Raw genomic sequence first — 11,327 nt, forward strand, 5'->3', positions numbered from 1 at the left:
TCAATTCCCAAACATCAGTGCGGTGAGCACAAAATCCAGGCCCAGTACGGCCAGCGACGAATGTACGACAGTACGTGTTGTTGCACGGCTAATGCCCGCCGACGTCGGGATAGCATCGTAACCATTGAACAATGCAATCCAGGTGACCGTAATGGCAAACACCACGCTTTTAATCAGGCAGTTAACCAGATCCATTCGCAGGTCGATGGCGTCCTGCATCGCAGACCAGAAGAAGCCGGCATCGATGCCTTTCCAGTGGACCCCAACCAGCGAACCGCCCCAGATCCCCACGGCGACAAACAGAATAGTCAGTAGCGGGAGCGAGATCACCCCCGCCCAGAAACGCGGCGAGATCACGCGACGCAGCGGATCGACCGCCATCATTTCCATGCTGGAGAGCTGCTCGGTCGCACGCATCAGGCCAATCTCAGCCGTTAATGCCGACCCAGCGCGTCCGGCAAACAGCAGTGCCGCCACAACCGGACCCAATTCGCGCAGCAGCGAAAGCGCCACCAGCATTCCGAGGCTGGTTTCCGCACTGTAGGTTGTCAGAACAAGGTAGCCCTGCAGCCCCAGCACCATGCCGATAAACAGACCGGAAACAATAATGATGAGCATCGACAGCACGCCGACATTATAAAGCTGACGCACCAGCAGAGGGGCGTGCTTGCTAAACTCCGGCTTGCCGACCAGCGCGTTGAATAACATCAATCCGGCACGCCCGAACGTCCTGATGGTTTTTATGCCACGGTGTCCGAGAGCGGCCAACGCATTTAACAGCATGAGTGGCTTAACTCCCTATTCCCAGTAAATCGTCACGATAATCGCCCGCCGGGTAGCGGAACGGTACGGGTCCGTCAGCAATACCGTCGAGGAACTGCCGCACGCGTGGATCGCAATTTTCCTGCAGCGCCTGGGCGCTGCCGTGTGCAACGATCTTTTTGTCCGCCACGATATAGGCGTAATCGGCAATGCTCAACACTTCCGGTACATCGTGAGACACCACGATACAGGTGACGCCGAGCGCGCTGTTCAGTTCAGAGATGAGCTTTACCAGCACGCCCATCGTGATGGGATCCTGCCCGACGAACGGTTCGTCGAACATGATTAAATCGGGCTCTAATGCAATGGCTCGCGCCAGCGCGGCGCGGCGCGCCATCCCGCCGGACAGCTCCGAAGGCATTAGCTTCGCGGCTCCCCGCAACCCCACAGCTTCAAGCTTCATCATCACCGTGCTTTTCAGCAGCTCAGGCGGCAGGCTGGTATGCTCGCGCAGCGGATAGGCCACGTTATCAAAGACGTTCATGTCGGTGAACAACGCCCCCGACTGAAAGAGCATACTCATACGTTTGCGGACAGTATACAGGCGCGAGCGCGACATCTCCGGGACGTTTTCGCCATCGAAGAGGATTTCACCGCTATCCGGTGGAATCTGACCACCAATAAGGCGCAGGAGGGTCGTTTTACCGATCCCGGACGGCCCCATGATGGCGGTGATTTTGCCACGCGGTACGGTCAACGAAATATCATCGAATATCAGTCGATTGCCGCGAGAAAAACTCACACCGCGGACATCTACGATATTCGCCATCGTTTGGCTCATTTATAGTTCCTTTCTTACCCTGCTCACGTTAAGACGTGCAGCCTGAATCAGCCCTTAACCCCGCATTTTTACAGAATATTAGCCGTTGAGGTTAGCGAAAGCTGGCATTTGTTTTACTTTTCCGGCGCATAAAGTCAAAATTAGGAATTCGTTACGCCTCAGACCGTATGCAGTCCAGCCATTCCCGCGCGATGGACCGACAAGTATACCTGAAGAAAGGACTTTTGATGCTTTTAGCAACAGCACTGTTAATCATTGGTTTACTGTTAGTGGTCTACAGTGCTGACCGTTTAGTCTTTGCTGCATCTATCCTGTGTCGCCTGACGGGTGTACCGCCTGTAGTCATCGGGATGACCGTGGTCAGCGTTGGCACGTCACTTCCTGAAATCATCGTCTCCGTCTCGGCGTCGCTGCATGGTCAGTTAGACCTGGCAATTGGCACCGCGATTGGCTCTAACATCGTCAATATATTACTGATTTTGGGCCTTGCGGCACTGCTCCATCCATTTCGCGTGCATTCTGATGTTCTGCGCCGTGAATTGCCGCTAATGTTAGTCGTAAGCCTGCTGGCAGGGTGCGTATTTTATGATGGCGTATTGAGCTATAGCGACGGCATTTTCCTGCTGGCGTTGGCCGTCATCTGGTTACTGTATAGTGTTAAAATTGCCCGCCAGGCGGAAAAACAGGGTCAGGATAGCCTGACGCGTGAACAGGTTGCCGAACTCCCGCGGGAAGGCACGCTGCCGGTCGCCCTCCTCTGGCTTGGCGTTGCGCTGATTATCATGCCGATGGCAACGCGCATGGTCGTGGATAACGCGACGGTACTGGCGAACTATTTTGCCATGAGCGAACTGACGATTGGCCTGACGGTTATTGCTATCGGCACCAGCCTGCCGGAGCTGGCCACCGCCATTGCGGGGGCGCGTAAAGGGGAAGATGACATCGCCATTGGTAATATCATCGGCTCCAATATATTTAATATCGCGATTGTCATGGGCCTGCCGGCTCTGATTACGCCGGGGCCGTTTAATCCTCTGGCGTTTTCACGCGATTACGGGGTGATGTTGCTGGTCAGCGTGATATTTGCCCTGCTCTGCTGGCGGCGGCAACGCCAGATCGGCAAAGGCGCAGGCGCGCTGCTGACGGGTGGATTTATCGTATGGATGGCGATGCTGTACTGGCTCTCGCCTCTTCTCTCTGGGTAAACGGAAACGCATTATGTCGCAAATAGAATTGCAGCCGGGTTTTGACTTTCAGAAAGCAGGCAAAGAGGTTCTGGAGATTGAACGTGAAGGTCTGGCGCAGTTAGATCAGTACATTAATCAGGATTTTAGTCTGGCATGTGAGAAGATATTCTACTGTGCCGGGAAAGTCGTGGTGATGGGGATGGGCAAGTCCGGCCACATTGGGCGCAAAATGGCGGCAACGTTTGCCAGCACCGGAACCTCGTCCTTCTTTGTACACCCGGGGGAAGCCGCGCACGGCGACCTGGGGATGGTCACGCCGCAGGATGTCGTTATCGCGCTGTCCAACTCCGGTGAGTCCAATGAAATTCTGGCATTGATCCCCGTACTGAAGCGTCTGCAGGTGCCGCTGATTTGCATGACCAGCCGTCCGGAAAGTAGCATGGCGCGTGCAGCCGATATTCATCTGTGCGTTAAAGTACCGAAAGAGGCCTGCCCGCTCGGCCTGGCACCAACGTCCAGCACCACCGCCGCGCTGGTCATGGGCGATGCGCTTGCCGTCGCGCTGCTTGAAGCCCGCGGTTTTACGCCGGAAGATTTCGCGCTCTCCCATCCGGGCGGCGCGCTGGGGCGCAAGCTGCTGCTGCGGGTAAACGATATTATGCACACCGGGGATGAGATCCCTCACGTCAGCAAAGAAGCCTCCCTGCGTGATGCGCTGCTGGAAATCACCCGTAAGAATCTGGGTATGACGGTCGTGTGCGACGATCTGATGAAAATTCAGGGGATCTTCACCGATGGCGACCTGCGTCGCGTGTTCGACATGGGTGTAGATGTCCGCACGCTCGGCATTGCCGATGTGATGACGCCAGGCGGCATTCGCGTGCGTCCGGGAACGCTGGCCGTGGATGTGCTGAACCTGATGCAGTCCCGCCATATCACCTCCGTTATGGTTGCCGATGGCGACCAGTTGCTGGGTGTGGTACATATGCATGATCTGCTGCGCGCTGGCGTAGTGTAATAAAGGATAAGACAATGAGTAATGCGGGTGCATCCCTTGCAACCTGTTATGGTCCGGTCAGTACCCAGATGATGGCAAAGGCGGAAAATATTCGTCTGCTCATTCTGGATGTGGATGGCGTACTTTCCGATGGCCTGATTTACATGGGCAATAATGGTGAAGAGCTGAAAGCGTTTAACGTTCGCGACGGCTACGGTATCCGCTGTGCGCTCACCTCGGGTATTGAGGTTGCTATCATCACCGGACGAAAAGCTAAACTGGTAGAAGACCGCTGTGAAACCTTAGGCATTACCCATCTTTACCAGGGTCAATCCGATAAGATGGCAGCGTTCAATGATTTACTGGGTAAACTGGCTATCGCACCGGAAAACGTGGCCTACGTCGGGGACGACCTGATTGACTGGCCGGTGATGGCTGAAGTCGGTCTCAGCATCGCGGTTGCTGATGCTCATCCGCTGTTGATCCCGCGCGCTGACTACGTTACCCACATCAACGGTGGCCGGGGTGCCGTCCGTGAAGTCTGCGATCTGCTTCTGCTGGCGCAGGGCAAGCTTGATGAAGCCAAAGGGCAATCGATATGAGTAAAACCAGACGTTGGGTTATCATTCTGCTTTCGCTTGTCGCACTGGTATTGATTGGCGTGAACCTTGCCGATCGCGACGATACGCAAACGGAAGTCGTCAACAATAACGATCCAACCTATAAAAGCGATCACAGCGACACCGTGGTCTATAGCCCGGAAGGTGCGCTGAATTATCGCCTGATTGCCCAGCACGTTGAATACTTTTCCGATGACGGCGTTTCGTGGTTTACCCAACCTGTCATGACCACTTTCGATAAAGACAAAGTGCCGACGTGGTCAATTAAGTCAGATCGGGCCAAACTGACAAATGACCGTATGCTTTATCTGTATGGCCACGTTGAAGTCAACGCCCTGACCGCTGACTCGCAACTGCGAAAAATTACGACGGATAATGCCCAGATCAACCTGGTAACCCAGGACGTGACGTCGCAGGATCTGGTCACACTGTATGGCACAACATTTAATTCCAGCGGTTTAAGAATGCGCGGGAACTTACGCAGCAAGAACGCCGAGCTGATTGAAAAGGTTAGAACCTCCTATGAAATTCAAAACAAACAAACTCAGCCTTAAAGTAATTATCGCCAGCGCGATGCTGGCGGCCAGTCTCCCCGCGCTTGCTGTAACGGGCGATACCGACCAGCCGATCCATATCGAGTCCGACACTCAGTCTCTCGATATGCAGGGTAACGTCGTCACCTTCACGGGTAACGTCGTCATGACTCAGGGGACCATCAAAATTAACGCCGATAAAGTGGTCGTTACCCGTCCGGGCGGCGAGCAGGGCAAAGAGATCATTGATGGTTACGGCAACCCGGCCACCTTCTACCAGATGCAGGACAACGGCAAGCCGGTGAAGGGCCACGCCTCGCATATGCACTATGAGCTGGCGAAGGACCTGGTCATCCTGACCGGAAACGCGTATCTGGAACAGCTGGACAGCAATATTACCGGTGACCAGATTACCTATCTGGTGAAAGAGCAAAAAATGCAGGCCTCCAGCGAGAAAGGCAAACGCGTAACCACCGTGCTGGTTCCGTCGCAGCTGCAGGACAAAGGCAAGGGCCAGGCCCCGGCACAGAAGAAGAGTAACTAATTCGCTATGGCAACATTAACTGCAAAAAATCTCGCGAAGGCCTATAAGGGCCGTCGTGTCGTAGAAGATGTCAGTCTGACCGTCAACTCCGGCGAAATTGTGGGCCTGCTTGGCCCGAACGGTGCGGGTAAAACCACCACCTTCTACATGGTGGTGGGTATTGTGCCGCGCGATGCCGGCAACATTATTATTGACGATGAAGATATCAGCCTGCTGCCGCTGCACGCGCGCGCGCGCCGTGGCATCGGCTATCTGCCGCAGGAAGCCTCTATTTTTCGTCGTCTGAGCGTCTTTGATAACCTGATGGCGGTCCTGCAAATTCGCGACGACCTGACCAACGAACAGCGTCAGGATCGCGCCAACGAGCTGATGGAAGAGTTTCATATCGAACACCTGCGCGACAGCCTGGGCCAGGCCTTGTCCGGGGGGGAACGCCGTCGTGTTGAGATTGCGCGCGCGCTGGCCGCCAATCCGAAGTTTATCCTTCTGGATGAACCGTTTGCGGGCGTTGACCCGATCTCCGTTATCGACATTAAACGCATTATCGAGCATCTGCGTGACAGCGGACTTGGCGTGCTGATCACAGACCACAACGTTCGTGAAACGCTGGCGGTATGTGAACGCGCGTATATCGTGAGCCAGGGCAATCTGATCGCTCACGGTACGCCGCAGCAGATCCTCGAAGACGATCATGTTAAGCGCGTCTATCTTGGGGAAGACTTCAGACTCTGATAGGGTAGAGGTAACGTAACGCCGAACCGGAGAAAAATGCTCTGAACATGAAGCAAGGTTTGCAATTAAGGCTCAGCCAACAGCTGGCGATGACGCCGCAGTTACAGCAGGCAATTCGTCTGTTGCAACTGTCCACCTTAGAACTCCAGCAGGAGCTCCAGCAGGCGCTGGACAGCAATCCCCTGCTGGAGCAAGCCGATCTTCATGACGAGGTAGATACCCAGCAGTCACAGGACACAGAAGCGCTCGACACCGCGGATGCACTCGAACAAAAAGAGATGCCGGACGAGCTTCCGCTGGATGCCAGCTGGGATGAAATCTATACCGCCGGGACCCCTTCCGGCACGCGTGCAGACTACCAGGACGACGAGCTACCGGTCTACCAGGGCGAAACCACCCAGTCGCTGCAGGATTACCTGATGTGGCAGGTAGAGCTTACCCCCTTCTCCGATACCGACCGCGCCATTGCCACCTCGATTGTCGACGCCGTTGATGACACCGGTTATTTGACCGTCACGCTGGACGACATTCTGGAAAGCATGGGCGATGAAGAGATTGAGATTGAGGAGATTGAAGCGGTACTGAAACGCATTCAGCGCTTCGATCCGGTCGGGGTGGCCGCGAAGGACCTGCGCGACTGTCTGCTGATTCAGCTTTCTCAGTTCAGTAAAGAGACGCCGTGGCTCGACGAGGCACGCTTAATCATCAGCGATCATCTGGATCTTCTGGCTAACCACGATTTCCGCACCCTGATGCGCGTCACGCGCCTGAAGGAAGAGGTGCTGAAAGAGGCGGTAAATCTGATCCAGTCCCTCGATCCGCGTCCCGGTCAGTCGATCCAGACCAGCGAACCCGAGTACGTTATCCCGGACGTGCTGGTCAGAAAACACAATGACCGCTGGGTCGTTGAACTGAACTCTGACAGCATCCCTCGCCTGCAAATCAACCAGCAGTACGCCTCCATGTGTACCAGCGCGCGCAACGACTCCGACAATCAATACATTCGCAGCAATCTTCAGGAAGCGCGATGGCTGATCAAGAGCCTGGAGAGCCGGAATGATACCCTGCTTCGCGTGAGCCGCTGCATCGTCGAACAGCAGCAGGCCTTCTTTGAGCAGGGCGAAGAGTATATGAAGCCGATGGTGCTGGCGGATATCGCCCAGGCCGTCGAGATGCATGAATCCACTATTTCCCGCGTTACTACGCAGAAGTATCTGCACAGTCCGCGCGGTATTTTTGAGCTTAAGTATTTCTTCTCCAGCCACGTGAACACCGAGGGTGGCGGCGAAGCCTCCTCAACGGCGATTCGCGCCCTGGTGAAGAAGTTGATCGCCGCGGAGAACCCCGCGAAGCCACTAAGTGACAGTAAGTTGACCACCATGCTGTCCGATCAGGGTATTATGGTGGCACGTCGTACTGTTGCGAAGTATCGAGAGTCTTTATCCATTCCGCCGTCTAACCAGCGTAAACAGCTGGTCTGACACAACCGATAAGGAAGACACTATGCAGCTCAATATCACAGGACATAACGTCGAGATTACTGAGGCTTTACGTGACTTCGTGAACGCTAAGTTCGCGAAACTCGAGCAGTATTTCGAAAGGATCAATCAGGTCTACGTTGTGTTAAAAGTGGAGAAAGTGACTCATATCTCGGATGCAACCCTGCATGTTAACGGGGGTGAACTCCATGCCAGTGCGGAAGGGCAAGACATGTACGCGGCTATCGACGGCTTGATTGACAAGCTTGCGCGACAGCTCAATAAACATAAAGATAAACTGAAACAACACTAATTGTCCGGGCAGTTAACGGGTGCAGGACGGCCTGTTGTGAAACACAACGGGCCATTTGTACAGTTAGCGCTTAGGTGAAATTATGATGAACAACGATTCCGCTCTTCAACTGAGCAATGTCCTTAACCAGGAATGTACCCGCAGTGCCGTTCACTGCCAGAGCAAAAAACGTGCGCTGGAGATCATCAGTGAATTGGCTGCAAAACAGCTGGGCCTGCCGCCGCAGGTGGTGTTCGAAGCCATTCTGACCCGTGAAAAGATGGGCAGTACCGGTATCGGCAACGGCATCGCGATCCCGCACGGCAAGCTGGAAGAGGACACCCTGCGTGCCGTCGGTGTGTTTGTGCAACTGGAAACCCCAATCGCTTTTGACGCCATTGATAACCAGCCCGTCGATCTCCTCTTCGCACTGCTGGTGCCTGCAGACCAGACCAAGACCCACCTGCATACGCTTTCGCTGGTTGCTAAACGTCTGGCGGATAAAACCATCTGCCGTCGACTGCGCTCAGCCCAAAGTGATGAAGAGCTTTATCAAATTATCACTGAAGCAGAAGGCAATCAGGATGACGCATAACCAGGTGATGGCCTTCACATCTGTTGTCCTGAGGAGAAACGGAACATGGTGCTGATGATTGTCAGCGGTCGTTCAGGGTCGGGGAAATCCGTTGCCCTGCGCGCGCTGGAAGACATGGGTTTTTACTGCGTCGATAACCTGCCGGTCGTGTTATTGCCCGATCTGGCACGCACATTAGCGGAGAGACAAACCTCCGCCGCCGTCAGTATCGACGTTCGTAACATGCCGGAATCGCCAGAGATCTTCGAACAGGCAATGAGTAACCTGCCTGACGCGTTCTCGCCTCAGCTGCTGTTCCTTGATGCCGACCGCAATACCCTGATCCGCCGCTACAGCGACACCCGTCGTCTGCACCCGCTTTCCAGCAAGAATCTCTCGCTGGAGAGCGCCATCGACGAAGAGAGCGATCTGCTTGAGCCGCTGCGCTCTCGTGCCGATCTGATTGTCGACACCTCAGAGATGTCCGTTCACGAGCTGGCGGAAATGCTGCGAACCCGGCTGCTGGGTAAACGCGAGCGCGAGCTGACGATGGTGTTCGAATCCTTCGGCTTTAAGCACGGTATTCCGATTGATGCGGACTATGTTTTCGACGTGCGCTTCCTGCCGAACCCGCACTGGGATCCCAAACTGCGTCCAATGACCGGTCTGGATAAGCCCGTGGCGGCGTTCCTCGACCGACACACAGAAGTTCACAATTTTATCTACCAGACGCGAAGCTACCTTGAGCTATGGTTACCTATGCTGGAGACAAACAATCGTAGCTACCTGACGGTGGCGATTGGCTGTACCGGCGGTAAACATCGTTCGGTCTACATCGCCGAACAGCTGGCCGACTATTTCCGCTCGCGCGGTAAGAACGTTCAGTCCCGTCATCGCACGCTGGAAAAACGTAAAACATGACCGTAAAACAAACCGTTGAGATCACCAATAAGCTGGGCATGCATGCACGCCCGGCGATGAAGCTGTTTGAGCTGATGCAGGGTTTCGATGCAGAAGTGCTGCTGCGTAATGACGAAGGCACCGAAGCGGAAGCCAACAGCGTGATTGCGCTGCTGATGCTGGACTCCGCCAAAGGGCGTCAGATTGAGGTTGAAGCCACCGGTCCTCAGGAAGAGGAAGCTCTGGCAGCGGTAGTTGCGCTGTTTAACGCCGGGTTCGACGAAGATTAGGCCTGCTATTCTGGCGGGTGGCGCTGCGCTTACCCGCCCTACATTAACGCATTTCTCTCCATAAACCCTTCCCCACCCAGCTGGCGCATCTGGCGCATGATCCACGCCTGACGGCTTCGCACGTACCCTGACGGGGCGCTGGCCTTGAAGCGGACAGGATTAGGCAGAACAGCCGCGAGCAGCGCCGCCTCCGACATGCTCAGCCTGCTGGCAGGTTTATTAAAATAGCGTTGTGATGCAGCTTCGACACCAAATACCCCGTCGCCGAACTCGGCGATATTAAGGTAAACGGTCAGAATACGCTTTTTGCTCCAGACCGTTTCCATTCCCAGGGTCAGACCCGCTTCCAGCCCTTTTCGCACCCAGCTTCGGCCATCCCACAGGAACAGGTTTTTAGCCGTCTGCTGCGACAGCGTTGACGCACCGCGCACGCGGTTTTCGTGACGTTCGTTATGGGCCAGCGCCTTTTCAATCGCAGCCACATCGAACCCCCAGTGCTCCGGGAATTTTTGATCTTCCGCCGCGATAACCGCCAGCCCCATGAACGGAGAAATTTCATCCATGCTCACCCAGTCAGAATGGGCAACATAGCCGAAATCACCGGAGAACCACGCGCTAAGCTGGCGCTCAACCATGACCGCTGAAAACGGTACCGGCAAAATGCTGAACACGGCCAGGCCGCCCCCCCAGAACACCGCCAGGACGAGAACGATGCGTAAAAGAAGGCGTTTCACCCATGCGCCTGCGGAAGACTGACGCCTCATTCCGTCAGCACCAGCACCCGGGCGACCAGCTTTTCAATGCCCACGGCGGCTTCCGCAATATTCTTCGCCAGCATATACGCGGGCGTGGTGACAATTTTGTTGTCTTCATCCACCACAATGTCATCGACCGGACACGGAACGTGTTCACCCCCCATATCCTCGACGACCTCTGCAGTATCAATATCGGTTCCGATCGTCAGCCGTAACGGAAAATCGAAAATATTTGGCAGCATGGCCGGTGCAATACAGATAAAGCCCAGCGGCTTGCCCGCGGCATGCATCGCCAGCGTCAGCGCTTTGAGATCAGGGTCCACCGTGCATGCGGCACCCTCGGCAGCAAAGGTGCTGAGATTTTTCGCGGCGCCGAAGCCGCCCGGCACAATGAGCGCATCCAGTTCAGCGGCATCTGCCTGCGCCAGCGGATGAATCTCTCCCCGGGTAATACGCGCGGCTTCAATCAGCACGTTACGCGTTTCGGCCATCGGCTCGCCGGTCAGATGGTTAATCACATCCGACTGATTTTTGTCGGGCGCAAAACAGATAACCTCTGCTCCCTGTTTTGTCAGGGCCAGCAGCGTGATTACGGCTTCATGTATTTCTGAACCATCAAAAACACCGCATCCGCTCAGGACAACACCAATTTTTTTCATCTTGACGATCCTTCTTTGCAACTCGCTGAAGCACATTAATAATTTTGATTAAAACGCTATGCTTCACACATTTCACTGATTCATGTAACAAACCATTTAAGATTTGCTATCTTATCTGCGTGCGGCCTAAATTTTTACGGCGGCGCCCATTAGAAAATTACTT

Annotated in this window: 15 protein-coding genes; 11 read left to right on the plus strand and 4 right to left on the minus strand. The window is 54.9% G+C overall.

All coding sequences use genetic code 11. The features are described 5' to 3' along the window. Together mlaE and mlaF are read right to left on the minus strand one after the other, a co-directional pair. Entirely contained in the window at window positions 1-783 is a 783-nt protein-coding gene (gene mlaE / locus OKF39_RS20880) for a lipid asymmetry maintenance ABC transporter permease subunit MlaE (RefSeq protein WP_028014564.1), read from the minus strand. A 7-nt stretch (window positions 784-790) separates the two neighbouring features. Beyond that, window positions 791-1,603 (minus strand): phospholipid ABC transporter ATP-binding protein MlaF, encoded by an 813-nt coding sequence (mlaF, locus tag OKF39_RS20885; RefSeq protein ID WP_028014565.1) that lies wholly within the window; start codon window positions 1,601-1,603, stop codon window positions 791-793. Window positions 1,604-1,830: 227 nt separating this feature from the next. Between mlaF and OKF39_RS20890 the strand changes: the two genes are divergently transcribed. The 11 genes from OKF39_RS20890 to npr all read left to right on the plus strand — a co-directional run bounded on the left by OKF39_RS20890 (window position 1,831) and on the right by npr (window position 9,750). Beyond that, the gene (locus tag OKF39_RS20890; RefSeq protein ID WP_028014566.1) at window positions 1,831-2,808 is read left to right on the plus strand and encodes a calcium/sodium antiporter; all 978 of its coding nucleotides are present in this window, start codon (window positions 1,831-1,833) and stop codon (window positions 2,806-2,808) included. A 13-nt stretch (window positions 2,809-2,821) separates the two neighbouring features. After that, window positions 2,822-3,808 (plus strand): arabinose-5-phosphate isomerase KdsD, encoded by a 987-nt coding sequence (gene kdsD, locus OKF39_RS20895; RefSeq protein ID WP_028014567.1) that lies wholly within the window; start codon window positions 2,822-2,824, stop codon window positions 3,806-3,808. Window positions 3,809-3,822: 14 nt separating this feature from the next. Then, complete coding sequence (gene kdsC / locus OKF39_RS20900; RefSeq protein ID WP_025756695.1) at window positions 3,823-4,389, plus strand: 3-deoxy-manno-octulosonate-8-phosphatase KdsC; 567 nt, start codon at window positions 3,823-3,825, stop codon at window positions 4,387-4,389. Next, entirely contained in the window at window positions 4,386-4,961 is a 576-nt protein-coding gene (gene lptC / locus OKF39_RS20905; RefSeq protein ID WP_028014568.1) for an LPS export ABC transporter periplasmic protein LptC, read from the plus strand. Before kdsC ends, lptC begins: the two co-directional genes overlap by 4 nt. Beyond that, window positions 4,930-5,484, plus strand: coding sequence for a lipopolysaccharide ABC transporter substrate-binding protein LptA (gene lptA / locus OKF39_RS20910; protein WP_028014569.1), 555 nt, complete (start codon window positions 4,930-4,932; stop codon window positions 5,482-5,484). The genes lptC and lptA overlap by 32 nt, the downstream gene beginning before the upstream one ends. 6 nt (window positions 5,485-5,490) lie before the next feature. Further along, the gene (gene lptB / locus OKF39_RS20915) at window positions 5,491-6,216 is read left to right on the plus strand and encodes an LPS export ABC transporter ATP-binding protein (protein ID WP_028014570.1); all 726 of its coding nucleotides are present in this window, start codon (window positions 5,491-5,493) and stop codon (window positions 6,214-6,216) included. Between the two features lie 47 nt (window positions 6,217-6,263). After that, the gene (rpoN, locus tag OKF39_RS20920; RefSeq protein WP_028014571.1) at window positions 6,264-7,697 is read left to right on the plus strand and encodes an RNA polymerase factor sigma-54; all 1,434 of its coding nucleotides are present in this window, start codon (window positions 6,264-6,266) and stop codon (window positions 7,695-7,697) included. Window positions 7,698-7,719: 22 nt separating this feature from the next. Beyond that, the gene (gene hpf, locus OKF39_RS20925) at window positions 7,720-8,007 is read left to right on the plus strand and encodes a ribosome hibernation promoting factor (protein WP_014171818.1); all 288 of its coding nucleotides are present in this window, start codon (window positions 7,720-7,722) and stop codon (window positions 8,005-8,007) included. 82 nt (window positions 8,008-8,089) lie between these two features. Then, window positions 8,090-8,581, plus strand: coding sequence for a PTS IIA-like nitrogen regulatory protein PtsN (gene ptsN, locus OKF39_RS20930; RefSeq protein ID WP_008501443.1), 492 nt, complete (start codon window positions 8,090-8,092; stop codon window positions 8,579-8,581). Window positions 8,582-8,626: 45 nt separating this feature from the next. Beyond that, window positions 8,627-9,481 (plus strand): RNase adapter RapZ, encoded by an 855-nt coding sequence (gene rapZ, locus OKF39_RS20935; RefSeq protein ID WP_014885397.1) that lies wholly within the window; start codon window positions 8,627-8,629, stop codon window positions 9,479-9,481. Further along, window positions 9,478-9,750: a PTS phosphocarrier protein NPr gene (gene npr, locus OKF39_RS20940; RefSeq protein ID WP_025756690.1), complete on the plus strand. Its 273-nt coding sequence runs from the start codon at window positions 9,478-9,480 to the stop codon at window positions 9,748-9,750. The genes rapZ and npr overlap by 4 nt, the downstream gene beginning before the upstream one ends. A 38-nt stretch (window positions 9,751-9,788) precedes the next feature. Here the strand turns inward: npr and mtgA are convergent, their stop codons facing one another. After that, complete coding sequence (gene mtgA / locus OKF39_RS20945; protein ID WP_126817009.1) at window positions 9,789-10,514, minus strand: monofunctional biosynthetic peptidoglycan transglycosylase; 726 nt, start codon at window positions 10,512-10,514, stop codon at window positions 9,789-9,791. Beyond that, window positions 10,511-11,164 (minus strand): isoprenoid biosynthesis glyoxalase ElbB, encoded by a 654-nt coding sequence (gene elbB, locus OKF39_RS20950; RefSeq protein WP_049136844.1) that lies wholly within the window; start codon window positions 11,162-11,164, stop codon window positions 10,511-10,513. The genes mtgA and elbB overlap by 4 nt, the downstream gene beginning before the upstream one ends. Between the last annotated feature and the right edge of the window lie 163 nt (window positions 11,165-11,327).

The sequence above is a fragment of the Enterobacter cloacae complex sp. HYC042_NIDB genome, from assembly GCF_056673315.1.

Excerpts from the sequence above, each read along its gene's own strand:
- hpf (WP_014171818.1), top strand. The coding sequence starts at position 7,720 with ATGCAGCTCAATATCACAGGACATAACGTCGAGATTACTGAGGCTTTA.
- lptC (WP_028014568.1), top strand. The coding sequence starts at position 4,386 with ATGAGTAAAACCAGACGTTGGGTTATCATTCTGCTTTCGCTTGTCGCA.
- kdsC (WP_025756695.1), top strand. The coding sequence starts at position 3,823 with ATGAGTAATGCGGGTGCATCCCTTGCAACCTGTTATGGTCCGGTCAGT.
- lptA (WP_028014569.1), top strand. The coding sequence starts at position 4,930 with ATGAAATTCAAAACAAACAAACTCAGCCTTAAAGTAATTATCGCCAGC.
- ptsN (WP_008501443.1), top strand. The coding sequence starts at position 8,090 with ATGATGAACAACGATTCCGCTCTTCAACTGAGCAATGTCCTTAACCAG.
- OKF39_RS20890 (WP_028014566.1), top strand. The coding sequence starts at position 1,831 with ATGCTTTTAGCAACAGCACTGTTAATCATTGGTTTACTGTTAGTGGTC.
- npr (WP_025756690.1), top strand. The coding sequence starts at position 9,478 with ATGACCGTAAAACAAACCGTTGAGATCACCAATAAGCTGGGCATGCAT.
- rapZ (WP_014885397.1), top strand. The coding sequence starts at position 8,627 with ATGGTGCTGATGATTGTCAGCGGTCGTTCAGGGTCGGGGAAATCCGTT.
- mtgA (WP_126817009.1), bottom strand. The coding sequence starts at position 10,514 with ATGAGGCGTCAGTCTTCCGCAGGCGCATGGGTGAAACGCCTTCTTTTA.
- elbB (WP_049136844.1), bottom strand. The coding sequence starts at position 11,164 with ATGAAAAAAATTGGTGTTGTCCTGAGCGGATGCGGTGTTTTTGATGGT.
- rpoN (WP_028014571.1), top strand. The coding sequence starts at position 6,264 with ATGAAGCAAGGTTTGCAATTAAGGCTCAGCCAACAGCTGGCGATGACG.
- lptB (WP_028014570.1), top strand. The coding sequence starts at position 5,491 with ATGGCAACATTAACTGCAAAAAATCTCGCGAAGGCCTATAAGGGCCGT.
- kdsD (WP_028014567.1), top strand. The coding sequence starts at position 2,822 with ATGTCGCAAATAGAATTGCAGCCGGGTTTTGACTTTCAGAAAGCAGGC.
- mlaF (WP_028014565.1), bottom strand. The coding sequence starts at position 1,603 with ATGAGCCAAACGATGGCGAATATCGTAGATGTCCGCGGTGTGAGTTTT.
- mlaE (WP_028014564.1), bottom strand. The coding sequence starts at position 783 with ATGCTGTTAAATGCGTTGGCCGCTCTCGGACACCGTGGCATAAAAACC.